The sequence below is a fragment of the Streptomyces sp. NPDC006309 genome (assembly GCF_040613095.1).
In the GTDB taxonomy this organism is placed as follows: domain Bacteria; phylum Actinomycetota; class Actinomycetes; order Streptomycetales; family Streptomycetaceae; genus Streptomyces.
The window spans coordinates 55,591-81,546 of the sequence record NZ_JBEXRO010000011.1 but is presented as its reverse complement, the minus strand read 5'-3'; the positions used below and the strand labels follow the sequence as shown (position 1 = coordinate 81,546).

19 protein-coding genes and 1 tRNA gene are annotated in these 25,956 nt (G+C 72.4%); 10 read left to right on the top strand and 10 right to left on the bottom strand.

Annotated features, from left to right (window positions below; translation table 11 throughout):
- The first annotated feature begins 37 nt into the window (after positions 1-37).
- The 6 genes from ABZ117_RS16825 (at position 38) to tmk (ending at position 12,091) form a co-directional block, all read left to right on the top strand.
- Positions 38-2,443 (top strand): sodium-translocating pyrophosphatase, encoded by a 2,406-nt coding sequence (locus ABZ117_RS16825; RefSeq protein WP_356821410.1) that lies wholly within the window; start codon positions 38-40, stop codon positions 2,441-2,443.
- A gap of 247 nt (positions 2,444-2,690) precedes the next feature.
- The gene (locus tag ABZ117_RS16820; protein WP_356821408.1) at positions 2,691-3,311 is read left to right on the top strand and encodes a small secreted protein; all 621 of its coding nucleotides are present in this window, start codon (positions 2,691-2,693) and stop codon (positions 3,309-3,311) included.
- A 60-nt stretch (positions 3,312-3,371) separates the two neighbouring features.
- The gene (locus tag ABZ117_RS16815; RefSeq protein ID WP_356821406.1) at positions 3,372-4,892 is read left to right on the top strand and encodes a class I SAM-dependent methyltransferase; all 1,521 of its coding nucleotides are present in this window, start codon (positions 3,372-3,374) and stop codon (positions 4,890-4,892) included.
- Between the two features lie 420 nt (positions 4,893-5,312).
- Positions 5,313-5,510, top strand: coding sequence for a hypothetical protein (locus tag ABZ117_RS16810; RefSeq protein WP_356821404.1), 198 nt, complete (start codon positions 5,313-5,315; stop codon positions 5,508-5,510).
- A gap of 256 nt (positions 5,511-5,766) precedes the next feature.
- On the top strand, positions 5,767-8,598 hold the full coding sequence (topA, locus tag ABZ117_RS16805; protein WP_356821402.1) for a type I DNA topoisomerase: 2,832 nt from the start codon (positions 5,767-5,769) through the stop codon (positions 8,596-8,598).
- A 130-nt stretch (positions 8,599-8,728) separates the two neighbouring features.
- The gene (gene tmk, locus ABZ117_RS16800) at positions 8,729-12,091 is read left to right on the top strand and encodes a dTMP kinase (protein ID WP_356821401.1); all 3,363 of its coding nucleotides are present in this window, start codon (positions 8,729-8,731) and stop codon (positions 12,089-12,091) included.
- Positions 12,092-12,361: 270 nt separating this feature from the next.
- Here tmk and ABZ117_RS16795 read toward each other — a convergent pair whose 3' ends face one another.
- Positions 12,362-13,582: an MFS transporter gene (locus ABZ117_RS16795; protein ID WP_356821400.1), complete on the bottom strand. Its 1,221-nt coding sequence runs from the start codon at positions 13,580-13,582 to the stop codon at positions 12,362-12,364.
- Positions 13,583-13,652: 70 nt separating this feature from the next.
- Between ABZ117_RS16795 and ABZ117_RS16790 the strand changes: the two genes are divergently transcribed.
- The 4 genes from ABZ117_RS16790 to ABZ117_RS16775 all read left to right on the top strand — a co-directional run bounded on the left by ABZ117_RS16790 (position 13,653) and on the right by ABZ117_RS16775 (position 17,938).
- Entirely contained in the window at positions 13,653-14,750 is a 1,098-nt protein-coding gene (locus tag ABZ117_RS16790) for a helix-turn-helix domain-containing protein (RefSeq protein WP_356821398.1), read from the top strand.
- Positions 14,747-15,952 (top strand): DNA polymerase III subunit delta', encoded by a 1,206-nt coding sequence (locus ABZ117_RS16785; RefSeq protein WP_356821397.1) that lies wholly within the window; start codon positions 14,747-14,749, stop codon positions 15,950-15,952. The genes ABZ117_RS16790 and ABZ117_RS16785 overlap by 4 nt, the downstream gene beginning before the upstream one ends.
- Positions 15,953-16,058: 106 nt before the next feature.
- Entirely contained in the window at positions 16,059-17,663 is a 1,605-nt protein-coding gene (locus tag ABZ117_RS16780; protein ID WP_356821396.1) for an alpha/beta hydrolase, read from the top strand.
- 201 nt (positions 17,664-17,864) lie between these two features.
- Positions 17,865-17,938: transfer RNA gene (locus tag ABZ117_RS16775), tRNA-Thr, on the top strand.
- 193 nt (positions 17,939-18,131) lie between these two features.
- On the opposite strand, the gene ABZ117_RS16770 is transcribed toward ABZ117_RS16775, so the two are convergent.
- Genes ABZ117_RS16770 through ABZ117_RS16730 form a run of 9 tightly spaced genes read right to left on the bottom strand, consistent with a single transcriptional unit; the run spans position 18,132 to position 25,953 of the window.
- The gene (locus ABZ117_RS16770) at positions 18,132-18,545 is read right to left on the bottom strand and encodes a 4'-phosphopantetheinyl transferase superfamily protein (protein WP_356821394.1); all 414 of its coding nucleotides are present in this window, start codon (positions 18,543-18,545) and stop codon (positions 18,132-18,134) included.
- 33 nt (positions 18,546-18,578) lie between these two features.
- Positions 18,579-19,739, bottom strand: a complete 1,161-nt coding sequence (locus ABZ117_RS16765) for an acyl-CoA dehydrogenase (protein ID WP_356821393.1) — start codon at positions 19,737-19,739, stop codon at positions 18,579-18,581.
- A complete protein-coding gene (locus ABZ117_RS16760) occupies positions 19,732-20,334 on the bottom strand; it encodes a hypothetical protein (protein WP_356821391.1) in 603 nt (200 codons plus the stop codon). Before ABZ117_RS16760 ends, ABZ117_RS16765 begins: the two co-directional genes overlap by 8 nt.
- 5 nt (positions 20,335-20,339) lie before the next feature.
- Positions 20,340-21,185: a hypothetical protein gene (locus ABZ117_RS16755; protein ID WP_356821389.1), complete on the bottom strand. Its 846-nt coding sequence runs from the start codon at positions 21,183-21,185 to the stop codon at positions 20,340-20,342.
- A gap of 10 nt (positions 21,186-21,195) precedes the next feature.
- On the bottom strand, positions 21,196-21,462 hold the full coding sequence (locus ABZ117_RS16750; RefSeq protein ID WP_356821387.1) for a phosphopantetheine-binding protein: 267 nt from the start codon (positions 21,460-21,462) through the stop codon (positions 21,196-21,198).
- An 18-nt stretch (positions 21,463-21,480) separates the two neighbouring features.
- Positions 21,481-22,794, bottom strand: coding sequence for a diaminopimelate decarboxylase (locus ABZ117_RS16745; protein ID WP_356821386.1), 1,314 nt, complete (start codon positions 22,792-22,794; stop codon positions 21,481-21,483).
- On the bottom strand, positions 22,791-24,158 hold the full coding sequence (locus ABZ117_RS16740) for a hypothetical protein (protein WP_356821384.1): 1,368 nt from the start codon (positions 24,156-24,158) through the stop codon (positions 22,791-22,793). Before ABZ117_RS16740 ends, ABZ117_RS16745 begins: the two co-directional genes overlap by 4 nt.
- Positions 24,159-24,163: 5 nt before the next feature.
- Positions 24,164-25,114, bottom strand: a complete 951-nt coding sequence (locus tag ABZ117_RS16735; protein ID WP_356821382.1) for a 3-oxoacyl-[acyl-carrier-protein] synthase III C-terminal domain-containing protein — start codon at positions 25,112-25,114, stop codon at positions 24,164-24,166.
- 11 nt (positions 25,115-25,125) lie between these two features.
- Entirely contained in the window at positions 25,126-25,953 is an 828-nt protein-coding gene (locus ABZ117_RS16730) for an SAM-dependent methyltransferase (RefSeq protein WP_356821380.1), read from the bottom strand.
- Between the last annotated feature and the right edge of the window lie 3 nt (positions 25,954-25,956).

Sequence of the window (25,956 nt, the reverse complement as noted above, 5' to 3'; positions counted from 1 at the left end):
CACATCTTGAGCTCAGCCCAAGCGTCAAGGAGGACGAATGGCGGGGCTTTCCACCTCACATCAGTTGGGTCACCCGACAGCCCTCGCGGCTGCGGTCCTGACCGACGACAACCGGATCCTCGTGGCCGTCATCGCGGCGGTCGCCCTGGCCGCGCTGGCGGTCGCAGGGATCCTGGTGCGCCAGGTGCTGGCGGCGGGCGAGGGCACCGACAGCATGAAACGGATCGCCGAGGCGATCCAGGAAGGCGCCAAGGCGTATCTCACCCGGCAGTTGCGCACGCTCGGCGTATTCGCCGTCGCCGTCTTCTTCCTGCTCATGCTGCTGCCCGCGGACGACTGGAATCAGCGGGCCGGACGCTCGGTCTTCTTCCTGATCGGAGCGGTTTTCTCGGCGACCACGGGCTATATCGGCATGTGGCTCGCCGTGCGCAGCAATGTGCGGGTCGCTGCGGCGGCCCGGGAAGCCACCCCGGCGGCAGGGGAACCGGAAAAGGATCTCACCACCGTCTCGCACACCGCGATGAAGATCGCATTTCGCACGGGTGGCGTCGTCGGCATGTTCACGGTGGGGCTCGGTCTGCTGGGCGCCTCCTGTGTGGTGCTGGTGTACGCGGCCGACGCGCCGAAGGTGCTGGAAGGCTTCGGCCTCGGCGCCGCCCTGATCGCGATGTTCATGCGGGTGGGCGGCGGCATCTTCACCAAGGCCGCCGACGTCGGCGCCGACCTGGTCGGCAAGGTCGAGCAGGGCATTCCGGAGGACGATCCGCGCAATGCCGCGACCATCGCCGACAACGTGGGCGACAACGTCGGCGACTGCGCAGGCATGGCGGCCGACCTGTTCGAGTCGTACGCCGTCACTCTGGTGGCCGCGCTGATCCTCGGCAAGGCCGCCTTCGGCGACTCCGGACTGGCCTTCCCACTGCTCGTGCCGGCCATCGGGGTGCTCACGGCGATGGTCGGCATCTTCGCGGTCGCCCCGCGGCGCGCCGACCGCAGCGGCATGACGGCGATCAACCGCGGCTTCTTCATCTCCGCGGTGATCTCGCTCGTGCTGGTGGCGGTCGCCGTCTTCGTCTACCTGCCGGGGAGATACGCCGACCTGGACGGCGTCACCGACGCGGCGATCAGGGGCAAGAGCGGCGATCCACGGATCCTCGCGCTGGTCGCCGTGGCCATCGGCATCGTGCTCGCCGCCGTCATCCAGCAGCTGACCGGCTACTTCACCGAGACCAACCGGCGCCCGGTGCGGGACATCGGCAAGACCTCCCTCACCGGGCCGGCCACCGTCATCCTGTCCGGTATCTCGCTGGGCCTGGAATCGGCCGTTTACACCGCGCTGCTCATCGGCCTCGGTGTGTACGGGGCGTTCCTGCTCGGCGGTACGTCGATCATGCTGGCGCTGTTCGCGGTGGCGCTGGCCGGCACCGGTCTGCTCACCACGGTCGGTGTGATCGTCGCCATGGACACGTTCGGGCCGGTCTCCGACAACGCGCAGGGCATCGCCGAGATGTCCGGTGACGTCCAGGGCGCGGGCGCGCAGGTGCTCACCAACCTGGACGCGGTCGGCAACACCACCAAGGCCATCACCAAGGGCATCGCCATCGCCACCGCCGTCCTCGCCGCGTCGGCGCTGTTCGGGTCATACCGCGACGCGATCACCACCAACGTGCGGGACGTCGGCGCGACGCTCAGCGGGCCGGGTTCGCCGCTGACCCTGTCGATGGACATCTCCCAGCCCAACAACCTCGTCGGCCTCATCGCGGGCGCCGCGGTCGTCTTCCTCTTCTCCGGACTGGCCATCAACGCGGTGTCGCGGTCGGCGGGTTCGGTGGTGTTCGAGGTACGGCGGCAGTTCCGCGAGCACCCCGGGATCATGGACTACACGGAGAAACCCGAGTACGGACGGGTTGTCGACATCTGTACCAAGGACGCGCTGCGGGAGCTGGCCACACCCGGTCTGCTCGCCGTCATGGCGCCGATCTTCATCGGGTTCACGCTCGGTGTCGGCGCGCTCGGCTCCTACCTCGCCGGCGCGATCGGCGCGGGCACGCTGATGGCGGTGTTCCTGGCCAACTCCGGCGGCGCCTGGGACAACGCCAAGAAACTGGTGGAGGACGGCCACCACGGCGGCAAGGGAAGTGACGCCCACGCGGCCACGGTGATCGGCGACACGGTCGGTGACCCCTTCAAGGACACCGCCGGACCGGCGATCAACCCCCTGCTGAAGGTCATGAACCTGGTGTCGCTGCTCATCGCACCGGCGGTGATCAGGTTCTCCTACGGCGACGACAGGAACCTGGGCGTGCGGATCGGGGTCGCGGTCCTCGCGCTGCTGGTGATCGTCGTCGCGGTCTACATCTCCAAGCGGCGCGGGATCGCCGTCGGCGACGAGGAGGACACCGGGCGGGCCGCCAACTCACCGGACGCGGCGGTGGTTTCGTAGTCCCGTCGGCAAGGCCTGGTCAACGGGCGGGCGGGCGGCGCGTGGTGACGCGCCGCCCGCCCGCTTCCTGTGCGCCCGTGTACGCGTTGACCGGCCGCCTCCTCTTGCGCGCCCGCGTACGCCGTGAGCCTTCTCTCCCCTGGTGCGAATAGTCACAAAAGCCTACGTAGGGTCCGTCCGGTTGAGGGGGGTCCGCCGTCCGCCGTGTAGATTCCGGGGGCCGAGAGCCATGGAAGGGACCGATCCGGTGAACAAGAAGCTCGCGGCCGCACTGTCCGGCGGTGCGGTACTGGTAGGGGCGCTGTCGGGTTGCAGCAGCGGCGGCGGTGACAAGGGGCCCGATCCGAAGCTGGTCGCCTGGGCCAAGAAGGTGTGCGACGCGGTACCCCCGCAGGACGCGAAGATCCGGTCGGCCAACGCGTCGATCGCGTCCATCGCCACGGACAGCAACCTCCCGCCGAAGAGCGCCCAGAAGACCTACGCACAGGCCTTCCAGGACCTGGCCGACGGTTACAAGGCCCTCGCCGACGCCCTCGGTCACGCCGGAGCGCCGCCCGGGATCGACGACGGCGTCAAGCGGCAGCAGGACGCCGCCAGGAACCTGGCCGGACTCTCCTCGTCGTACGTCGACCTGAAGAAGAAGGTCGACGGGCTCGACACCAAGGACCAGGGCAAGTTCGCCAAGGGCCTCAAGGAGGTCGCCGCCGCCCAGGCGGAAGACGTCGGCAAGCAGAGCAACAGCGGCACTCAGGCGCTGAAGCGGCTGGAACAGGGCGACGTCAAGGCGGCGATGGCCGAGCAGCCCAGCTGCAAGGTCCGGGCGGCGTCCGGGTCGGCCGGGGCGACGCCGAAGGGGACGGCCGGCTGACGCCGGCGGCCGGTCCGTGCGCAGACGGCCCGGACAGCCGCCCCGGGCCACAATGGGGACGTGACTGACTCCGGACTCGCTCCCCTGCCCGCTTCCGACCGGCTCGACATCGCCGCGCGCCTGCGGGACGCCCTGCTGGCCGCCTCCTTCACCGCCGACGGGCTGCTCGACCTGCTCGGCGCCCCCGCCTACGCGGCGCTGGCCCGCAGCGAGACCGTGCCCGCACTCAGGGCGACCCGCGGCGACACGCCGCTGGAGACGCTCGTACGGCTGTTCCTGCTCCAGCAACCGGTGCCCCACGCGCGCGTGGCGGCGATCCTGCCGGCCGGGGAGGCGCTGGAAGCCGGGTGGCTCACCCGCGTGGGCGGCGACGAGGTGGCCGCCACCGTGGACGTACGGCCGTACGGCGGCCCCGGTGGCGAGGACTGGTTCATCGTCTCCGACCTGGGGTGCGCGGTGGGCGGCGCCGGTGGCATCGGGCAGCGCGACGAGGGGGTCGTCCTGGGCGTCGGCGGCGCCTCCACGACCCTCGCCGGCATCACCGTGCGCACGCCCGTCGCCTCCGCCCTGGACCTCGGCACCGGCTCCGGCATCCAGGCGCTGCACGCCGTCCAGCACGCCACGCGCGTGACGGCGACCGACCTCAACCCGCGCGCGCTGCACACCACGGCGCTCACGCTGGCGCTCTCCGGGGCGCCCGCCGCCGACCTCCGCGAGGGTTCGCTGTTCGCGCCGGTCCGGGACGACGAGAAGTTCGACCTGATCGTGTCCAACCCGCCGTTCGTGATCTCTCCCGGCGCCCGGCTGACGTACCGGGACGGTGGCATGGGCGGGGACGATCTGTGCCGCTCGCTCGTTCAGCAGGCGGGGGAACGGCTGACCGAGGGCGGGTTCGCGCAGTTCCTCGCGAACTGGCAGCACGTGGCGGGGGAGGACTGGCAGGACCGGCTCAGGTCGTGGGTGCCGCGCGGCTGCGACGCCTGGATCGTGCAGCGCGAGGTGCAGGACATCACGCAGTACGCCGAGCTGTGGCTGCGGGACGCCGGGGACCATCGCGCGGACCCGGTGGAGTACCAGGCGCGGTACGACGCCTGGCTCGACGAGTTCGAGGCGCGCAAGGTCAGGGCGGTCGGCTTCGGCTGGATCACCCTGCGCGGCACCGGGGCCGCCGAGCCCTCGGTCACCGTGGAGGAGTGGCCGCACCCGGTCGAGCAGCCCCTCGGCGAGGCGATCCGGGCGCACTTCGAGCGCCTCGACTATCTCCGGGCGCACGATGACGCGGCGCTGCTGGACAGCCGCTTCCGGCTCGCCGCGGAGGTGGTCCAGGAGCAGGTCGGGCTGCCCGGTGCCGAGGACCCGGAGCATGTGGTGCTGCGCCAGCACCGCGGGATGCGCCGGGCGACCAAGGTGGACACGGTCGGTGCCGGGTTCGCGGGCGTGTGCGACGGCACCCTGAGCGCCGGCCGCATCCTGGACGCCATCGCGCAGCTCGTCGGCCAGGACCCGGTGGTGCTCCGCGACCGGACACCGGCGCAGATCCGGCTGCTGGTGGAGCAGGGCTTCCTGGAGCCGGTGCGCTGAGCCGGGCGCACCCGGGGAGCCCGGGCGGGCGCGCGCTCAGCGCACCGTGAGGCTCGCGGCGCCGTGAGCGCGGGCGCGCGACGCGGCACGAAGGGGCCCGGGCGGGCCGGTGGCGTACGGATTGTGCCCGCGCTGTCGTAGGCGCCGGCGGAGCATGTTCTGACCGGCGCGCGCATCGTCGTATGCCCGCGGCACAGGCCGCACGGAGGTGCCGCGGGGAGTGCCGCGGGGAGGGGAACTGGCCCGTGACGGGAAAAAGGCCGGAAAAATAGGGTGCCGGGTTCCGGGACGACGTGTCCGAACGCACATCCGGCGGCTCGTCGGCCGTCCGTTCATCCCCGCGACGCCTGTCCGCCGCCCGCGCGTGCCACCCTCCGGGCGCCGGGCACGGCCGGGTGGCGCACAGGAGGTGGGCGGGGCATGGAGAGCGGGCCGGCGATCTTCGCCGGAGTGGTGTTCGCCCTGTTCGGAGCGGGTCTGCTGGCCTGGACCGGGGCTTGTCTGCGGCACCGCGAGCCGGTGGCCGACGGTGTGAGCCGGGTCGCATCGGCCACCGTCGCCAGCGTGGCCGGGACGGTGGCTCTGGCCCTCGGTGTGTACTGCCTGACCCGCCTCTGACACCGGGCGGCACCATGTCCGGGGAGTAAGGGGAGCATCACGCTCCGGACAGGGGGGCGGGATTTGCCAGGTAGTCCGGGCGGCAGGAATGGCGGTAGTCGGGTTACCGTTCGAGTGGCCGTTGTGGGCTTTTCCCGTTTGACACGGGGGCGGGATGTAGCGTCACACTCCGCAGCGTCACACGATCAGCAGTACGCCGTGCCCCCGGGACCAAGGTCCTGGAAGGCCCCAGCGTCGACCGGAGAGAAGAGCGAAGTTGTCCCCGACCAGCGAGACCGCAGAGGGCGGCCGCCGACTCGTCATCGTCGAGTCGCCTGCCAAGGCGAAGACGATCAAGGGCTACCTCGGCCCCGGCTACGTCGTCGAAGCGAGCGTCGGGCACATCCGCGACCTCCCCAACGGCGCCGCCGAGGTGCCCGAGAAGTACACCGGAGAGGTCCGCCGCCTCGGTGTGGACGTCGACCATGACTTCCAGCCGATCTATGTCGTCAACGCCGACAAGAAGGCGCAGGTCAAGAAGCTCAAGGACCTGCTGAAGGACTCCGACGAGCTGTTCCTCGCCACCGATGAGGACCGGGAGGGCGAGGCGATCGCCTGGCACCTCCAGGAGGTCCTCAAGCCGAAGATCCCCGTCAAGCGGATGGTCTTCCACGAGATCACCAAGGACGCGATCCGCGAGGCCGTCGCCAACCCGCGCCAGCTCAACCAGAAGCTGGTCGACGCCCAGGAGACCCGCCGCATCCTCGACCGCCTCTACGGCTACGAGGTCTCGCCGGTCCTGTGGAAGAAGGTCATGCCGCGGCTGTCGGCCGGCCGCGTCCAGTCCGTCGCGACCCGCCTCGTGGTCGAGCGGGAACGCGAGCGCGTCGCTTTCCGTTCCGCTGCGTACTGGGATCTGACGGGCACCTTCGGCACCGGCCGCGCGGGCGATCCGTCGGACCCGTCGTCGCTGGTCGCACGCCTCCAGACCGTCGACGGCAGGCGGGTCGCGCAGGGCCGCGACTTCGACTCCCTGGGACAGATCAAGAGCGCGAACACCCTCCACCTCGACGAGGCGAACGCCCGCGCCCTCGCCGCCGCCCTGGAGAACACCCGTTTCTCCGTGCGGTCCGTCGAGTCCAAGCCGTACCGCCGCTCGCCGTACGCCCCGTTCCGTACGACGACGCTCCAGCAGGAGGCGAGCCGCAAGCTCGGCTTCGGTGCGAAGGCGACGATGCAGATCGCGCAGAAGCTGTACGAGAACGGCTACATCACGTACATGCGTACGGACTCCACGACGCTGAGCGACACGGCCATCACCGCCGCCCGCGCGCAGGTCACACAGCTGTACGGCGCGAACTACCTCCCCCCGCAGCCGCGCACCTACGCCGCGAAGGTGAAGAACGCGCAGGAGGCGCACGAGGCGATCCGTCCGTCGGGTGACCGTTTCCGCACGCCCGCGGAGACCGGCCTCACCGGCGACCAGTTCCGGCTGTACGAGCTGATCTGGAAGCGGACCGTCGCCTCCCAGATGAAGGACGCGACCGGCAACAGCGTGACCGTCAAGATCGGCGGCGCCGCCGCCGACGGCCGGGACGTCGAGTTCAGCGCCTCCGGCAAGACGATCACCTTCCACGGCTTCCTGAAGGCCTACGTCGAGGGCGCCGACGACCCGAACGCCGAGCTGGACGACCGCGAGAGCCGGCTGCCGCAGGTCTCCGAGGGCGACGCGCTGTCCGCCGACGAGATCAGGGTCGACGGGCACGCCACCAAGGCCCCGGCCCGCTACACCGAGGCCTCCCTGGTCAAGGAGCTGGAAGAGCGCGAGATCGGCCGCCCGTCGACGTACGCGTCGATCATCGGCACGATCCTCGACCGCGGCTACGTCTTCAAGAAGGGCACGGCCCTCGTGCCGTCCTTCCTGTCCTTCGCGGTGGTCAACCTGCTGGAGAAGCACTTCGGCCGGCTCGTCGACTACGACTTCACCGCCAGGATGGAGGACGACCTCGACCGCATCGCCCGCGGCGAGGCCCAGGCCGTGCCGTGGCTGAAGCGCTTCTACTTCGGCGAGGGCAACGTCAGGGCCGCCGCCGCGGACGCGGGCAACGGCGACGGCGACCACCTCGGCGGCCTCAAGGAACTGGTGACCGACCTGGGCGCGATCGACGCGCGCGAGGTGTCGTCGTTCCCGGTGGGCAACGGCATCATGCTCCGCGTCGGCCGCTACGGCCCGTACATCGAGCGCGGCGAGAAGGACACCGAACAGCACCAGCGCGCCGACATCCCGGACGACCTGGCGCCGGACGAGCTGACCGTCGAGCTGGCCGAGGAACTGCTGGCCAAGCCCAGCGGCGACTTCGAGCTGGGCACCGACCCGGCCACCGGCCACACGATCGTCGCCAAGGACGGCCGCTACGGCCCGTACGTCACGGAGATCCTCCCCGAGGGCACCCCGAAGACCGGCAAGAACGCGGTCAAGCCGCGCACCGCCTCCCTCTTCAAGTCCATGGCGCTCGACACGGTGACGCTCGAGGACGCGCTGCGGCTGATGTCGCTGCCGCGAATCGTCGGCACCGACGCCGACGGCGTGGAGATCACCGCGCAGAACGGACGCTACGGCCCGTACCTGAAGAAGGGCACGGACTCGCGTTCGCTCCAGGCCGAGGACCAGCTCTTCACGATCACGCTGGAAGAGGCGCAGGCGATCTACGCCCAGCCGAAGCAGCGCGGCCGGGCCGCGGCCAAGCCGCCGCTGAAGGAGCTGGGTGATGATCCGGTCTCCGGAAAGCCGGTCGTGGTCAAGGACGGCCGGTTCGGCCCGTACGTCACCGACGGCGAGACCAACGCGACCCTCCGCTCCGACGACAGCGTAGAGACCATCACCCCTGAGCGTGGTTTCGAGCTGCTCGCCGAGAAGCGCGCGAAGGCTCCGGCCAAGAAGACCGTGAAGAAGGCGACGGCGAAGAAGACCGCCCCGGCGAAGAAGGCCGCGGCCAAGAAGACGGCCGCGAAGAAGACGACGGCGGCCACGAAGAAGACGGCCGCCAAGAAGACCACCGCCAAGAAGGCCACGGCCACCAGTGCGGCGGCTTCCGGCACGGAGGACTGACGCCCGGACCGGACCGGAAACCTTCACTCCGGCTTCGTGCACGCACGCCCCGGCATCACTTTGATGTCGGGGCGTGCGCATGCCAGGACAGGCGAGGTGTGGTGTCGGCGGCTGCGGATAGGCTGAACGCATGACGCGAGCCGAGCAGCCAACGGCCCACCCCACAGCACCGGACGACGCCCTGGTCGCGGACTCCCGCGAACGCGCCGTCCGCTCCCTGCTGCGCCGACCGCAGCTCAGGCGCCTGTGGAGCGCGCAGCTGGTCAGTGGGGTCGGCGACACCCTCTCCCTTCTCGTACTGGTCGTCCTGGTCCTCCAGGCGGCGATCGCCGAGGGCGCCTTCGGCGGCGGCTACCGAAGGGTGGCCTTCGCGGTCGCGATGGTCTTCGCGGCACGCATCCTCGCCACGCTCCTCTTCGGCGCCGTCCTCCTCGGCCCGCTGACCGCGCTCACCGCCCAGGAGGGCCCCCTCGACCGGCGCTGGACCATGGTCGGAGCCGACGGCGTCCGCGCCGCGCTGCTGATCGTCGCCCCCCTGTGGATCGACTGGACCCCGGACGACGCGCTCGCCGTCCTGCTCGTCACCGCCTTCGTCACCGGCGTCGCCGAGCGGCTGTGGACGGTGTGCCGCGAGAGCGCCGGCCCCGCCCTGCTGCCGGCCCCGCCGCCGGAGGGCGCCACGGTACGGCCGCTCCCGGACCACCTGGACGCCCTGCGCCGCCTGGCGCTGCGGACGACGTTCCTGGCGGTCCCGCTGGCCGCCGCCGCTCTGGTCGTCGCCGGTCTGCTGAACAACCTGCTGGGCACCGGCGTGGCCTGGTTCGACCAGCACCAGGCGGCCCTCGGGTCGTATGTGGCGGCAGGCCTGTTCGCCGCCTCCCTGTCCGTGCTGACCGCCCTGGAGCTGCCCGGCATCCGCACCCCGCGCGCGCGGTCCCCGCTGGAGGGCCTGCGCCGCCCGCGCACCGGCACCGGCGTCGACAAGGGCCGTACGGGCGCGGTGCCCCTGCTCGTCCCGGCCTGTGCCTCGGTCGCCGGCGCGATCGCGGCGGCCGTCGCCGTGTGCGTGCTGCACGCCAAGGACCTGGGCGGCGGCCCGGTGCTCTACGGCCTGCTGGTGCTGGGCCTGACCGGCGGTGTCGGCGTCGGCATCCGTACCGCCGCCGCGGTGCTGCCCTCGCTCTCCCGCCGTCGCCTGCTGGCCCTCGCCATCGCCGTCACCGGCATCGCCCTGCTGGCCGCCGGACTGGTCCCCGACGTCACCACGGTGCTGCTGCTCGTCACGCTGGCCGGCGCCGGCGCGGGCGTGGCCGCCAACACCGGACACACCCTGCTCGACCAGGAGACCGAGGACTACCGCCGGGCCCGCACCACCGAGCACCTGCACGCCGTGGTCCGTGTCTTCATAGCGCTCGGCGCCCTGATCGCGCCCCTGGTCGCGGCGCTGATCGGCCCGCACCGGCTGGAGAACGGCAAGTTCGTCTTCGCCCACGGCGGGGCCGCCTTCACCCTGATGCTGGTCGGCGCGCTGCTGCTGCCGGTGGCCGCGCTGGTGCTCGCCAAGGTCGACGACCGGTCCGGCGTACCGCTGCGCCAGGACCTCAAGGACGCGCTGCTGGGCGGCGACGACCCCGTCACGGCGCCGGCGACGACCGGCTTCTTCATCGCCCTGGAGGGCGGTGACGGCGCCGGCAAGTCCACCCAGGCCGAGTCCCTCGCCGAGTGGATCCGCGCCAAGGGCCACGAGGTCGTGCTCACCCGTGAGCCCGGCGCCACCCCGGTCGGCAAGCGGCTGCGCTCGATCCTGCTGGACGTGTCCTCGGCGGGCCTGTCGCACCGCGCGGAGGCACTGCTGTACGCCGCCGACCGCGCGGAGCACGTCGACACGGTCGTACGCCCCGCGCTGGAACGCGGCGCGGTGGTCATCTCCGACCGCTACATCGACTCCTCCGTCGCCTACCAGGGCGCCGGACGCGATCTCTCCCCGACCGAGATCGCCCGCATCAACCGCTGGGCCACCGACGGGCTCGTCCCGCACCTCACCGTCCTGCTGGACGTCTCCCCGGAGACCGCGCGCGAGCGGTTCACCGAGGCGCCGGACCGGCTGGAGTCGGAGCCGGCGGAGTTCCACGCGCGCGTACGGTCCGGTTTCCTGACGCTGGCCGCCTCCGACCCCGGCCGCTACCTGGTCGTGGACGCCGGGCAGGAGCCCGAGGCCGTCACCACCGTGATCCGGCACCGGCTGGACATCGTGCTGCCGCTGTCCGAGGCCGAGGTCAAGGCCCGCGAGGAGGCGCGCAGGAAGGCTGAGGAGGAGGCCCGCCGCAAGGCCGAGGAGGAGGCCGCGCGCAAGGCCGAGGAGGAGCGCCTGGAGCGCGAGCGCCAGGAGCAGCTCGCCAGGCTGCGCGCCGAGGAGGAGGAGCGCAAGCGGCGCGAGCTGGAAGAGGCGCAGCGGCGCGAGGCCGAACGGCAGGCGGAGGAGGCCCGGCAGCGGGCCGAGGAAGCCGCCCGGCGTGCGGAGGAGGAGCGGCAGCGGCTCCTCGCCGAGGAGAAGGCGCGCGCCGAGGCCGAGGCCCGCCGCAGGGCCGAGGAGGAACGGCGCCGCAAGCAGGCCGAGGAGGAGGCCCGGCGGCGCGCCGAGGAAGAGGCCCGCCAGGCCCGGTTGCGTGCCGAGGAGGAAGCCCGCCGTCTGGAGGCGCAGCGCAAGGCCGAGGAGGCGTTGCTGCGGGCCGAGGAGGCCCGTCGGCAGGCCGCCGAGGCCGCGGCGGCAGCCGACGCGGCGGCCCGCAGGCCCACCGCCCCGCTGCCGGGCACCCCGGCGGCACCGGGCACGGCGGCCGTGACGGACCAAGCGGTCACGGCCCCCACGCCGGTGGTCTCACCTGGCGCGGACGACCGACGTAGGGACGTCCGGGACACGGACGACACCACGGTGCTGCGGCCGGTGCGCGCGGAACGCGGCGGCCCCGCCGAGGAAGCGCGGCGGCCCCACGCCGACGCCGAGGTGACCGCCGAGCTGCCGCAGCCCCCGGTGACGCCGGGTGCGGCGGACGAGACGGCCGTACTGCCGCCGGTGTCCGTCGAGGACACGGCCAAGCTGCCGCCGGTGTCCGTGGAGGACACGGCCAAGCTGCCGCCGGTGACGCATCCCGGTGCCGCCGACGAGACCGCCGTGCTGCCGCCCGTACGGGAGGACGACCCGGCGGGCCGGGTGCCGCCCGGCTTCTTCCGGGACGAGCGGCCGGGCGGGCGGCGGCCGGGCGCGGGCCCCGACGGTTCCGAGGCGCACACGCGCGAGATGCCCCAGATCGACGCCGACGGCACACCGCGCCGCCGCCCGCGCTCCGACTGGGCCGAGGAGACCCCGCTGGACGACCTGCCGACCCTGGCGGACGAGCTGCTGGGCTCCTACGACGAGCAGCCGCACGGCGACCAGGGCGGCACCGGCGAGAACCGGAACCGCGGGGGCCGCGGCCGGGGCCCCCGCGGCTGAGCACACACGCCCACCGGGTGCGGGGCGGAACCGGTTTTCCCGCCCGGCACCGGTTGGGCGGGGACGGTGCGTGCTCGGCGCCGGCGAGGGCGAGCCTCGGTTCCCGCCCGGCACCGGGGCTGAGACGGTTCCCGCCCGGCACCGGCTGAGGGCCGCCAACGGTTCCTGTCCGGCACCGGTCCACAGCGGGGATCGTCGCCGACCGCAAAGTCGAAAAGCACCGGAAGGCGCAGGACGCCGGCGAGCGAGGGAGCGCAGCCTCTTCCTGCCCTAGTCCGCGGCGGCCGGTTCCGACAGGCCTCCCGGGTGGGGACCGGGCGCGGCCGACCGTCGCTCCTCCTGCCTGCCCAGCACCGCGAGGCTCACGGTGCTGGTGACCGATCCAGCCGCCATCAAGGTCATCGCCGTGGCCGGGGACGTCAGCTGGGCCAGTGTGCCCGCGAGGGCGGCGCCGACGCCCTGGAGGGCGGCCATGCCGGTGGCGTGCAGGCCCAGGGCGTGGCCCGCGAGGTCGTCGGGGGTGAGCGACATGAGGCGTTCCTGAAGGACCAGACCCGCGGCGAAGCCGACGGAGGCCACGGTGACGGCCACGGCCGACAGCGCCACTGCCGGCCGCAGGACGAAGCACAGATACGGAACCGCGAGCAGCAGACGCAGCGGGGTCGCGATACGGCGGCGCACCGAGGGCGGTACGAGGCGGCCCACCGCCATGTCGCCCACGAACATGCCCAGTGCCCCGCACGCGTACAGCGTGCCGGCGGCTCCGGGGGCGTAGGAGACGTAGAGCGAATCGCTGCCGACCACCAGCCCGTTGGGGACCCACAGCCCCAGATACGTCAGGCGGCGGGGGCGCGAGGACCACAGGAGGGCGTTGGTGCGCCAGGTCGCCGAGATGGACGGGCGGCCGGCGGAACGGGGTGGGCGGGCCGTGAGACCCAGGCGGGTGACGAGGGCCGCCAGCAGGTACAGCGCGGCCGCGAGGAGGAGGCAGGCCGGCGGGGGCAGCAGCGCGAGCAGTGCGCCGCCCGTCGCGAAACCGGCCATCTGCGTCAGGCCCCAGAGCATGTTGTACACCGAGCGGCCGAGGACATAACCGTCTTTGGTGAGGATGTCGTTCAGCAGTCCCCCGCGCACTCCTCCGCCCAGCGACGCGACCAGGCCCTGGAGGAGCAGGACGGCGAAGACCGCCCGGACCGGCAGACCGGGCAGCGCCAGCACCGTCGTGCCGGCCGCGAAGGCGAGGGCGATGCCGGACAGGATCGCGCGCGGGGGCAGGCGGTCGGCACCCGAGAGCAGGAAGGTGGCCCCCGCCAACTGCGCCAGCTGCGGGCCGAACATGCTCACCGCCGACAGGAGCGGGGAGCCGGTGGCCCGCAGCACCAGCGTGCCGAGGGCCAGGCCGCCGATCGTCTGGGCCGCGGCAAAAGCGGCGAAGGAGAGCAGGAACGGGGTGTACTCCGGGGTGCGGAACAGGGTCCGGTAGCTGCGCATGTGCCGAGTCTCGGAGCGGCCCGGGGCCGTGTGCACCGTTTCGCCGACACGCGAAAGGTCGTACGTACGCATGGGCTCATGGCAGGTCGGCACCGACACCCTCGCCCGCAGCCGGTTCGTGCTCTCGCCGTTCGCCGGGACCTTCGGGAGCCTGAGACTGCTGTGCGCGGGGGCCGGCGCCCATCCGGGCGAGGAGGCATGGCTGCGCGCCCACCTGCCCGGCTACCGCGCGCGCCTCGCGGCCGACCCGGTGACCGCGCGGCTCGTGCCGGCGGCACTCGGCACCTCCTGGATCGCCGACTTCTTCTGCCCCACCTCGTGCGTCGGGGAGGGTTTCGAGGAGACCGTGGCCCGGGTACGGGCGGCCGGGGCCGGGGAGGCGCGGGCCGACCTCCGCGTGTCCCTCCGGGGCCGGCTCCCCGCCGTCCTGGAGCGGGACGACCTGCCCGAGCGGGCGAGCGCGCTCCTGACCTACGTCTGGGAGGAGACCGTACGGCCGTACTGGGAGCGCCGGCGGCGCGTCCTGGAGGCCGACGTGGTCGCGCGGACCGCGCGGGTGAGCCAGGGCGGCTGGGCGGCCGTGCTGGACTCGCTGCGGCCGGGGATGACGCGGTGGCTGGGGGAGAGCCGGTTCCAGGTCAACCTGAACGCGTATCCGCCGCGGGAGATCGCCGCCGGGGCCGAGCTGCTGTTCATGCCGGTCACGCCGGAGACCAGTTGGGTCTCGTGGGAGGGACGGGAGCGGTACGCCGTCGTCTATCCGTGTCTCGGGGTGCTCGCCGACAGCCACCGTCGGCGGCCCGTCCCGGCCGGGCTCGGAGCGCTCATGGGTACCGCGCGCGCCGGAGTGCTGGCGCTGCTCGGAACTCCCATGAGCACGACCCAGCTGGTCGCCGTGACCGGTCAGGGCCTCGGATCGGTGGGCCGGCATCTGCGGGTCCTGCTGGACGCGGGGCTGGTGGAGCGGCAGCGGGCCGGCCGGTCGGTGCTGTACGTCCGCACGGCGGCGGGGGAGGTGCTCATGGAAGCGTCCGCACCCGGTACCGGCGACCGGGATGCGGGACGCCGAGGCGACCGCACCGGCCACCGCCGGCGCCCGTTGTCAGACCTCGCCCGCACAATGGAGTCCGGAACGTGGAGTGTGACGGAAGGACGGCGTGACCCATGACCGTGTGGGACGACCTCGTCGGGCAGGAGAAGGTGAGCGCGGTGCTGGATGCGGCCGCGCGGGACGCCGATGCCCTCGTCACGGCCGCCGCGGCGGACCAGCCGCCGCCGGAGGCGTCGAAGATGACGCACGCCTGGCTGTTCACGGGCCCGCCCGGCGCGGGCCGCAACCAGGCGGCGCGGGCCTTCGCCGCCGCACTCCAGTGCGTGAGCCCCGACCGCGCCCTCGGCGGAGCCCCCGGCTGCGGTTTCTGCGACGGCTGTCACACGGCCCTGCTCGGCACGCACGCGGATGTGACGACGGTCGCCGCGGTCGGCTCGGAGATCCTGGTCAGGGACATGCGGGACACGGTCCGCAAGTCGTTCACCTCACCGGCGACCGGCCGCTGGCAGATCATCCTGGTCGAGGACGCCGAGCGGCTGAACGAGAAGTCGGCCAACGCCGTCCTGAAGGCCGTGGAGGAGCCGGCCCCGCGCACGGTGTGGCTGCTGTGCGCCCCGTCCGTCGAGGACGTCCTGCCCACCATCCGCTCCCGCTGCCGGCACCTGAATCTGCGCACGCCGACGGTCGACGCGGTCGCCGACATGCTCGTACGCCGCGACGGCATCGACCCGGAGGTCGCCGTCGCCGCCGCCCGCGCCACCCAGGGCCATGTCGACCGGGCCCGCCGGCTCGCCACCGACCCGGCGGCCCGCGAGCGGCGCGCGGCCGTGCTGAAGCTGCCGCTGCGCCTCGACGAGGTCGGCGCGTGCCTCAGGGCCGCGCAGGAGCTGGTCGACGCGGCGGCCGAGGACGCCAAGCAGCTCGCCGAGGAGACGGACGGCAAGGAGACCGAGGAGATGAAGGCGGCGCTGGGCGCGGCCCAGGGCGGCCGGCTGCCGCGTGGCACGGCGGGCGTGATGAAGGACCTCGAGGACATGCAGAAGCGCCGCAAGACCCGTACGCAGCGCGACAGCCTCGACATCGCCCTCGGTGACCTCACCGCCTTCTACCGCGACGTCCTCGCCCTCCAGCTCGGCACCCGCGTGGCGATCGCCAACGCCGACGCCGGGGACGCCCTGGAACGGCTGGCCCGCGCCGGCGCGCCGGAGTCCACCCTCCGCCGTATCGAGGCGATCGCCGCGTGCAGAGAGGCCCTGGACCGCAATGTGTCCCCGCTGCTGGCCGTGGAGGCGATGACCATGGCCCTGCGGGCGGGGTGACGGTGCGGCCCGGCCGCCGAGGGGGACACGGCGGAGGGTGTCCCTCGTACGAGCCACAGTTCGCACAGAACGCACCCGGCCGGTCGCGCACCGTTACGCTCGGCTGATGCACACCAGGCCATCCCCCCACCGGATCCGTGGCATCCGCACCCGGACGACGGCCCGTCTCGCGGCCACCCTCGTCACGGCCGCCGCCCTGCTCATGTCCGCCTGCTCACCGGGGAGTTCCAGTACGGCGAGAGGCGCGACGGTGGACGCGGCGCTGGCCGCGCTGCCGCGTTCGACGCCGTCGGCGCTGACGTCGTACTACAGCCAGCGGCTGCGATGGCGCGACTGCGGAGCACCCGGCTTCCAGTGCGCCACGATGAAGGCCCCGCTGGACTACGCCGCACCCGGCGCCGGCTCCGTCCGGCTCGCCGTCGCGCGCAAGAAGGCCACCGGGAAGGGCAAGCCGCTCGGGTCGCTGCTGGTCAACCCGGGTGGTCCGGGCGGTTCGGCGGTCGGCTACCTCCAGCAGTACGCGGGCATCGGCTACCCGGCCCAAATCCGGGCCCGTTACGACATGGTCGCGGTGGACCCCCGGGGTGTCGCCCGCAGTGAGCCCGTCCACTGCCTCGACGGGCAGCGGATGGACGCGTACACGCAGACCGACATCACCCCCGACGACCGGCGGGAGCGCAACGCGCTGGTCACGGCGGACCGCGAGTTCGCCGAGAGCTGCGGGGCCCACTCGGCGAAGCTGCTGCGGCACGTCTCCACCGTGGAGACGGCCCGCGACATGGACATCCTGCGGGCGGTGCTCGGCGACCGGAAGCTGAACTACGTAGGGGCGTCGTACGGCACGTTCCTCGGGGCGACGTACGCCGGGCTGTTCCCGGCGCGGGTCGGCCGGATGGTGCTCGACGGCGCCATGGACCCGTCCCTGGACGCCCGCAGGCTGAACCTGGACCAGACCGCCGGCTTCGAGACGGCGTTCCAGGCGTTCGCGAAGGACTGCGTACGGCGCTCCGACTGCCCGCTCGGCGGGAAGGGGACGGCACCCGCGCAGGCCGGCGACCACCTGCGGGCGTTCTTCCGCAAGCTGGACGCCCATCCCGTGCCCGCGGGCGACGCGGACGGCCGCAGGCTGGGGGAGGCGCTGGCCACCACCGGGGTGATCGCGTCGATGTACGACGAGGGGTCCTGGGAGCAGCTGCGCGAGGCGCTGACCTCGGCGATGCGGCACAACGACGGCGCGGGCCTGCTCGCCCTCTCCGACAGCTACTACGAGCGGGACGCGAACGGCCACTACAGCAACCTGATGATGGCCAACGCCGCCGTGAACTGCCTCGACCTGCCGCCGGCCTTCACCGGCCCGGAACAGGCGGAGAAGGCACTGCCCGCGTTCGAGAAGGTGTCCCCGGTCTTCGGCCCGGGCCTGGCCTGGGCGGCGCTGAACTGCGCGTACTGGCCGGTGAAGGCGACAGGTGAGCCGCACCGCATCGAGGCGAGGGGCGCGGCGCCGATCCTGGTGGTCGGCACGGTCCGCGACCCGGCGACCCCGTACCGCTGGGCGCAGTCCCTGGCCCGCCAGCTCTCCTCCGGCCGCCTCCTGACCTACGTCGGCGACGGCCACACCGCCTACGGCCGCGGCAGCGCCTGCATCGACTCGGCGATCAACACCTACCTCCTCCGCGGCACCCCGCCGGCTCCAGGCAAACGCTGCTCCTAGAGTCCGGAGTCCGGATCACGCACCCGACCCCGCTCACCCCACTGACGGGCCACCACCGACACCCCGCGCCCTGAGCCGGACGACAGGCCGTGGCCCGCGCCGCTCGCCCCGGAACCACCCGCTCCGGGGCGGGTACGAAGCACCCCGCGGAACTGTGTAGACTTACCGTCGTTGCTGATCGCACCGTAGTGCGGACAGCGCGCCGCTTTAGCTCAGATGGCCAGAGCAACGCACTCGTAATGCGTAGGTCTCGGGTTCGAATCCCGAAAGCGGCTCGGAATCACCCCAGGACTCACTCGCCGTGACCTGGGGTTTTTTCATGCCCGGGGCATGCCGAGACGCACGACGGGGATGCCGCGGAAGTGCCGGCTCGATGGGCAGGGGCATCAGCCCGGCCGTCTCGTCCGTCGCGTAACCGGGCATCACGGCCCCGGCAGCCAGGGGGCGGCGGCGGTCGCGTCGCGCGGTTCAGCACGAGAGTTCGGGGGCTTCGCTGTCGGCGTGCGAGGCGGCGGGCACGCCGATCGCGACGGCGACGACCACACCCTTCTTGTGCGTGACGGACACGCTGATGCCGGCGATGCCACGATCGCGGGCGTGCCGGGCCGCCGCGCCGGAGAGGCGGACCTGCGGCGCCCCGCCGTGGGTCCGCAGGATGGCCACCTGGCGGGGGGTCACGCCCGCCCCCACACCGGTGCCGATGACCTTCAGCACCGCCTCCTTGCCCGCGAAGCGCCCGGTCAGGAACTCATGGGCTCGCTCCGCGCCGAAGGAGGCGGCGGTCTGGAGTTCTTCTGGGGCGTACGTGTAGTCACGGAACCACGGGCGGGCGAGCAGGGCCGCCAGTTCGTTCTCGTGCGTGACGTCGACACCGATCCACACCGTGTGTTCCCCCTGCCCCTTCGCGGTGTCCCGCTAGTCGAGAAACGTCCTCTTGAGTACGCCCTGGAAGACGGCCAGCCGCTGGATGTGACCGGTTCCCTCCATGAACTCGAAGGCCCGCGCGTCCCGGTACAGCTTGTTCAGCAGCGGGTCCTCCAGAAGCGCGCCGGGGCCCATCAGGTCCGCGGCGGCCAGCGTGCAGCGTTCGGCCAGCTCCGCGGCGCGCGTCTTGACCCCGGCGACGCGGTCGGCGCGCACCCGGCCGGCGTCGATGGCCGCGGCGACCTCGTAGTTCTGCCGGCGTACGGCGGCGAGCCGGTCCTCCAGGTCCTCCAGCCGGGCCCGGGCGCCGCCCGTCAGGGCGGGGCGCTGCTCGCGTACGTGGTCCAGCGTCGCGCGGCACAGCCCCACGATGGTGCCGGCCAGCACCGGGCGGAACCGCTGGAGGGTGCGGATGGCGCCGATCAGCCCGCGCCGGCTGGGCTTGAGGCTGTCGTAGCCGAGGATCCGCTCACGCTCCACGCGTACGCCGTCGAGCCTGATGGCGGAGATCCGCGCCCCGCGCATGCCCACGGTGGGGATCGGCTCGGCGTGGAATCCGGGAGCGTCCGTGTCCACCAGGACCGCCTCGATGCCCAGCGGCCCGGGCGCCCGGCGGCAGAACACCACGCCCAGCTGGGCGTACGCGGCGTTGCCCACGTACCGCTTCTCGCCGGTGAGGCGGAAGCCGTCGCCCTCGGGGACGAGCGTGGTCTCCAGCTCGGTGGCGGCCGATCCCTTGGCCGGTTCGGTGAGCCCGAAGAACGTCCAGACGGGCTCCGGTCCGGCCATGCGCTCGTAGTACATGTGGCGCTGCTTGTCGTCGCCCAGGGCGCCCACCGCCACCCCCGACATGAGGGGACCGGGGCAGGCGAGCATGAATCCCGCGTCGCCGTAGCTCAGCTCCTCGATGGTCACCGTGTGTTCGAGGCAGGAGGTCATGTCGTAGGTGTACGCGCCGATGCGCAGCGGGGAGTCGAGGTACTCCGCCGGTATGGTGCAGCCGCGCATGATGTCCACGGCGGGCAGTCCAAGCCAGCGGTCGATCGCCTCCGGGTCGCGGTCGATCTCCAGGCCGATCGTCCGCAGTTCGCGGCCGGCCTCCCGTACGTACGAGCGCAGTGCGGCGATCCGCTCGCCGGTGGGCTCAGTCATCTCCGGCCTCCGATCCCGGCTGCTCCGGGCGCAGGTAGGTGTTGCCGAGAACCTCGGTCAGGTACAGGACGGTCCCCGGCCCCCCGGCGGCGAAACCGGCGGCGCCGTACAGCTTGAGGGCGGTGCGGCCCGCGTCCACCAGGTCCCGGTGGATCCGCCAGCGCCGCCACGGGGTGCTCATGGGCAGCTCGCGCAGGTCGTCCGACTCCGACAGGGCAAGGGCCACATCGGCCACCGCGCCCTGGACGAGCTGGCGGTTGAGCAGGTTGGCGCCCTCCGAGACGCGCCTGTCGAGCCGGGCGACCGCGCCGTCCAGCACCTCGCGCAGGGTCCGCCGGTGCAGCCCGATCAGTTCCTCCGCGAACGCCTGCTGCCGGCGGTCGGCGGCCGGTGTCCCGCCGTGCTCCGCCATCAGCGCTCCCGAGCTGCCCGGCACGTGCGCCCCGGCGGTCACCCGCGCCGGTGAGGCGACGGCCCAGCCGCCGCGGGAGACCACCAGGCCGCCCGGGGCCACCCTGTCGTGGCAGGCGTCCAGCGCGGCGGCGAAGTCGCGCAGGGCCGCCGCGTCCGGGGAGGTCGTCGTGGCGGTGTCCACCGGTGTCACCGTCCCTCACCTCCCGCCGCGCCCGGGAGCGCGCCGTGGCCGTCCGACCGCAGCACGGCCAGGTGACTGTCCCCGGAGCGCGGGTCGGTGTCGCACAGCACCACCGTCGGGTACTTCCGCTGCCAGGAGCGCCAGTGCCGGGCGAGCGCCAGCCACACGCTGGTGCAGTACGTGCCTTGGCCGGCCTGGTAGTGGTGGCGGACGCCGTCGAGCGTGGCCACGTCCAGCCACGGCCCGGCCACCACCAGGGTGCCGTCCGGCTCCTTGTCCGCCACCGCGCCGATCCGGGCGGCCACCGGCTCGGTGGCGGGGACCGCCTCGACTCCGGTCACCCGGGGCCCGCCGTCCCGGCCGAACCGGAGCATGACCCCCGAGTCCACCAGGTGGTTGTCGTGGACCAGCGGGAACCGGGTGGGCAGGGTGGTCTGCTCCAGGACGGCGAGCACCGCATCGAGGCTGCGTCCGGCGCGCTGGAAGGCGGAGATGATGCGCAGCGCCGTGAAGGGCGCCGCCAGGCCCTGCTGGTGGATGCCGAAGTTGGTGGCACGGCCGCCGAGAAGCCGGTCGAGATAGGGGGAGATCGCGGTGAACGGGGTGACGTCCGGCAGCGCCTGCGTCACGATCACCAGATCGGGCGCGCTGTCGCCGATGTCACCGGCCGTCACCAGCCGGTCGACCAGCTCCCGGTGGCCGACGTTCGGCCCCGCGCGCAGCAGGTCCTCCTCCACCTCCAGCCCGAACGGCTCGACCAGGTCGCGGTAGTAGGAGAGGAGGGACGGGTCGTCGTCGTAGGGCCTGCGCGGTGGGCACACCACGGCGCAGGCGGCACGCAGACTGGGCATCGCCGTCGCCTCATCCCTCGCCGGTGGTCTGCGCGGTCTGGGACAGGACGTAGTCGGTGAGCGATCCGACCGACTTGAAGTCGTCCATGTCCAGGTCCTCGGGGTCCACCGATATGTCCACGGCGTCCTCCAGTGCCATGAGCAGTTCCAGGACGGACGTGGAGTCCAGATGCAAGTCCTCGAAGAGGCGTACCTCCTCGGTGAGACCGGTGACGGGGCGCTCCAGCACCTCGCTGAGGGACTTCTCCACCGCCGAGATCACGCTGCCGCGTTCCATTGCCAGTTCGCTCCTGTGTCAGTCGAAGTCGATGAGGCGCTGCTTGGTGAGCAGTTCCTCCTTGCGGTCCCGCTCCCGCACGAGGTGCGCGGTCCCGTTGTGGACCAGCACCTCGGCCGGGAAGCCGTGGCTGAGGAACAGGCCCGGTGAGGCGGTCGGTCCGTACGCTCCCGAGCGCTCGACCCCCAGCAGGTCACCGGCCTGGACCGGGGGCAGGACGACCTTCTTGCCGATGACGTCGTTGGGGGTGCACAGCGGCCCGGTGACGGTGTAGGTGCCGGTCAGCTCGTCGTCGTACCGGGTCAGGGAGCGGATCGGGAAGTTGCGCTTGACGAAGCTGCCGACTCCGACCGCCGCCATGTGGTGGTTGGTGCCGCCGTCGGCGATGACGAACCGCTCGCCCATCGACTCCTTGACGTACAGCGCCCGCACCACGTACGTGCCGCACGTCGCGGTCAGGTATCGCCCGAGTTCGTTGATCAGCCGGCACCGGGGGTGCGCGGCGGCGAACGGCTCGACCACCTCGTTGATCCCGGCGACCGTGGCCTGGAGGTCGAGGTCCTTCTCGTTGTCGAAATAGGCGACGCCGAAGCCGCCGCCGAAGTCGACGGTCTCCAGTTCGATCCCGAGGGCCTGCGCGAGTTCGTCGGCCATGGCGAGGATCTGGCGGGTGTTGTGCGCGAGGTCCTCGGCGCCCAGGAAGCGGGTGCCCATGTAGGCGTGGAAGCCGCGCACCCGCACCCTGCGCAGGCGGTCGAAAAGGCTCCGGGAGCGGCGCAGGACGTCGGCGTCGATGCCGAACTGGCGTGGCTTGCCGCCCATCGTCAGGCCGGAGCCCTTGGTGTGGAAGTCCGGGTTGACGCGGAGCAGCACGGGGACCTCGTCGCGGCCCGTGGCGGCGGCGATCTCCTCGATCTCGGCGGCCTCGTCCAGCGACTCGCACACGATGGCGTACAGACCGGCGGCGACGCAGGCCTCCAGCTCGGCGCGCGTCTTGCCCGGTCCCAGGAAGATGACGTCGTCCGGTGCGATGCCCGCTCGCTCCACGGTCAGCAGCTCGACCATGGAGGAGATCTCCGCGCCGGCGCCGAGCTTGCCCAGCCGGGAAGTGACGCTGACGTTCGGGTTGGCCTTCAGGGAGAAGAAGACGTCCACCGCCGGGTGCAGCCGGTCGCGCAGCGACTGGTAGACGGAGCGCAGCTCCTCGGCGTCGTAGACGAACACGGGGGTGCCGAACTCCTCGGCGATGTGCGAGATCGGCACACCCTGCACATGGAATTCCGTGCCGCTCGTGCCGTCGGTGCTGCTGGTGGCTTCCTTCCGGCTGCTCATGGCTTCCTCTCGGTGGTGCCGAATCGTGCGAGCGAGCGGGCCACCCGCTGGTCGAGGGCGGCGAGTTCCTCGCGTCTCGCGGCGAAGAGCATGGTGTAGAGCCGGCCGTCGAACGGGACGGAGGCGCCGCTCTGCGCGTTGACCGTGCCGAAGGACGTGATGACCGCTCCGTTGCCCGCCGACGGCGGTTCGGCCAGGGCGCCGAGGGCCTCGGCCACCTCGTCGAAGGAGACCGGCGTGGTGAGCCGCAGGGGATAGTGCCTGGCCAGTGCCGTGCCCCCGGGGGCCAGGAACCGTTCGGTGACGCGCCCCTGGTAGCTGGACATGTTCAGCCGGGCGTTGATCTCCAGGACCGGATGGACCAGGTCGTCGGTGCCCACGAGGGCGTCGACGCCCACGATGCCGAAGAACCCGTCCTTGTACAGCCGTGCGCCCAGCGCCTCGGCGGCCTCGGTCAGCGTCTCGTGCTGGGCCGGGGTGAGGCCGGCCGGCATGACGTGGCCGAGGTGCACCCCGCCGGAGGTGAGCGCCTCCTTGACGAAGTCGAGCCGGACGCCCCCGGCGCGGTCGATGGTGAACTGGTAGTTGAGGTCGAACCGTTTGGGCAGGAACCGCTCCACGACGACATGGATCGCGTCGTCGCCGGTGTTGTGCGCCCGGCGCTCGACCATGCGCAGCAACCTGTCGGCCTTCTTGCGGCTGTCCAGTACGAGCAGGCCCTTGCCGGAGACGCCGTAGGCGTCCTTGACGATCAGCGGCCCGCCGTCGCTCAGCCCCTGGTCGAGCGCGTGGCGCAGCTGCGGGACCGTCTCGCAGCAGAATCCGGGTATCTCGCGCAGCCCCAACTCCCCGGCGAGGCGGCGGCTGTAGATCTTGCTGTTGACCCGCTCGTAGGTGGCCGCGTTCGGCACCGCGGCGCGCAACCCCGTCTCCAGGGAGATCCGCTCCTCCAGGGGCGAGTTGCCCATGGGCATCAGATACGCGCCGTCCCGCGCGAGCTGCCGCAGCCGGTCCATCAGTTCCGGTGAGTCGAGCACGGCCTGGCTGGTGCCGCCGACGCCGGCCGGGTCCCGCGTGACCAGCTCGACGGGGGCGCCCAGGCCGGTCTTCTCGACGTAGCGGCGGTAGCCGTCGTCCAGTGGCCGGTCCAGCAGCAGGCAGTCGGTGGGTTCGGCCAGCAGGGCGCCGAGTTCCTCCATGCGCTGCACGGTCGCGCTGGTGGCCGACACGCGCGCCGCCGGCAGGCCGACGTAGTCGCGCGCCCACTGGTTCTCCACCTCGAAGTTGCACAGCCACACGAACCGGGCGTCGCGGTCGCCGGTGAGCGCTTCCTTGAGATCCGCCGTGTAGGCCGTGGCGTTCACCGCGCTCACCGCTTCCGGTGGGTGATCACCATGGCGCCGAAGGTGGCGCCCAGACCGACGGAGCACAGGACGTAGTGGCGGCCGTCGACGAGCCGGTCGCTGTCGCGCAGCGTGGTGTAGTTGACGAAGACGTCCGAGGCGTAGCAGTGGCTGTAGCGCGCGATGTTGTCCAGGAAGAACCGGCCCGGGTCGGCGCCCATCTCCTTGATCGTCTGCCGCCAGGAGACCATGTTCACGTTGTGCGGGACAACGAGGTCGATGTCGTCGAAGGTCAGCCCCGCCTCCCGTACGGCTTCCAGGATGACCTCGCCGAGCACCGTGCTGTAGGCCCGGCCGAAGCCCTGGATCTCCTCCTTGGTCATCTCCAGTCCGGCCGCGTACTCGCCGAGGGTGCGTGTGACGTGCGAGCGCACCTCGTCACCCCGGCCGCCCACGGTCACCAGGCAGGCAGCCGCGGCGTCGGCCATGATGGCGCTGTTGGGGATCAGCTGGACCTTGGGCGAGTAGGCCCGCTCGCCGGTCACCATCAGCGCGTGGGCGCCCTCCGGCGCCTCGGCCCGCAGCAGTTCGCCCGCCAGGTCGATGGCCCCCAGGCTGCTGACGCACGCCTGCTGGGTGAGCGCGAACGCCTCGGCGTCGTGCAGTCCCAGATCGTCACGGATCACCTGAGCGGCGTCGATGTGCGGCGGGGTGAGGGTCTGCATGGTGTGGGCGTAGATGACGTACCTGATCCGGTGCCCTTCCGGGAGCGCCTTCAACGCCTGCCGTGCCGCGGGGAGGACCAGGTCGAACAGGCCCGTGTCCGGGTCGAACCGGAGCCGGTCCAGGCCGTAGATCTTCCGGAACACGCCCACCTCGGCCCGTCTGAGGCCAAGGCTGCCGGCGACTTCGTCGATCTTCACGCTGCGCTCGGGGAGGAACGACTCGATCCTCTCCAAGGTCGTGGCGTCGCTCATGTGCTCTCCTCTCAGCGGCCCGCGAACTCCGCGCGGACCAGCCAGCTGCGGGGAGCGCCCCTGCGGTCGCGGGGCTGCACCTCGTACGGCCACCGGTCCTGTCCTGCGCCGGGTTCGCCCGGCTCCTTCAGCTCCCGCACCTTCCACCCGGTGCCGGCCAGGAACTCCTCGGGCTCGTCGGTGCCGAACAGCCAGGGTGTGCCGTCCTCGCGCAGGCCCTCGAGGAAGCCGCGGGAGAACGGGCTGCGCAACAGGGCCTTGCTGACGAAGTCGACGGCCAGCCAGCTGCCGGCGGCCGAGGCGGATCCGAGGACCGCGAGAAGCTCGGACGCCTGCTCCCGGGTGAGGAAGAACATCAGTCCTTCCGCGACCCACAGGGTGGGCTGGTCGCGGTCGAACCCGGCGTCGTACAGCGCGGGCAGCCACTGCCCGGCCAGGTCGGCGGCGACCTCGCGGCGCTCGGTCGTCGGCCGCGCGCCCAGCGCGGCGAGGCGCCTGCGCTTCTCCGTGACCAGGGCCTCGTGATCGACCTCGTAGACCGTCACGCCGGGCGGCCAGGCCAGCCGGAAGGCCCGGGTGTCCATGCCGGCGGCGATGAGGACGACCTGCCGGATGCCGCTGTCGCGCAGGATCGCCTCGATGCTGTCGTCCAGGTACTTCGTGCGGATGGCGATGAACGGCAGCAGGCCGCCCCCGCCGTACTTGTCCAGCAGTTCGAAGCCGCGCGGAGCCGCCAGCTCGCGGGCGAACGGGTCGTCGAACATCGCCTCGTCGCCGCGTTCGGACTCGACCGCCCGGGCCGCGGCCGTCCACTGGGCCGTGTACGAGACAGCTTCCATGAT

Excerpts from the sequence above, each read along its gene's own strand:
- ABZ117_RS16825 (WP_356821410.1), top strand. The coding sequence starts at position 38 with ATGGCGGGGCTTTCCACCTCACATCAGTTGGGTCACCCGACAGCCCTC.
- ABZ117_RS16810 (WP_356821404.1), top strand. The coding sequence starts at position 5,313 with ATGGAGAGCGGGCCGGCGATCTTCGCCGGAGTGGTGTTCGCCCTGTTC.
- tmk (WP_356821401.1), top strand. The coding sequence starts at position 8,729 with ATGACGCGAGCCGAGCAGCCAACGGCCCACCCCACAGCACCGGACGAC.
- ABZ117_RS16795 (WP_356821400.1), bottom strand. The coding sequence starts at position 13,582 with ATGCGCAGCTACCGGACCCTGTTCCGCACCCCGGAGTACACCCCGTTC.
- ABZ117_RS16790 (WP_356821398.1), top strand. The coding sequence starts at position 13,653 with ATGGGCTCATGGCAGGTCGGCACCGACACCCTCGCCCGCAGCCGGTTC.
- ABZ117_RS16785 (WP_356821397.1), top strand. The coding sequence starts at position 14,747 with ATGACCGTGTGGGACGACCTCGTCGGGCAGGAGAAGGTGAGCGCGGTG.
- ABZ117_RS16780 (WP_356821396.1), top strand. The coding sequence starts at position 16,059 with ATGCACACCAGGCCATCCCCCCACCGGATCCGTGGCATCCGCACCCGG.
- ABZ117_RS16765 (WP_356821393.1), bottom strand. The coding sequence starts at position 19,739 with ATGACTGAGCCCACCGGCGAGCGGATCGCCGCACTGCGCTCGTACGTA.
- ABZ117_RS16755 (WP_356821389.1), bottom strand. The coding sequence starts at position 21,185 with ATGCCCAGTCTGCGTGCCGCCTGCGCCGTGGTGTGCCCACCGCGCAGG.
- ABZ117_RS16750 (WP_356821387.1), bottom strand. The coding sequence starts at position 21,462 with ATGGAACGCGGCAGCGTGATCTCGGCGGTGGAGAAGTCCCTCAGCGAG.
- ABZ117_RS16745 (WP_356821386.1), bottom strand. The coding sequence starts at position 22,794 with ATGAGCAGCCGGAAGGAAGCCACCAGCAGCACCGACGGCACGAGCGGC.
- ABZ117_RS16735 (WP_356821382.1), bottom strand. The coding sequence starts at position 25,114 with ATGAGCGACGCCACGACCTTGGAGAGGATCGAGTCGTTCCTCCCCGAG.
- ABZ117_RS16730 (WP_356821380.1), bottom strand. The coding sequence starts at position 25,953 with ATGGAAGCTGTCTCGTACACGGCCCAGTGGACGGCCGCGGCCCGGGCG.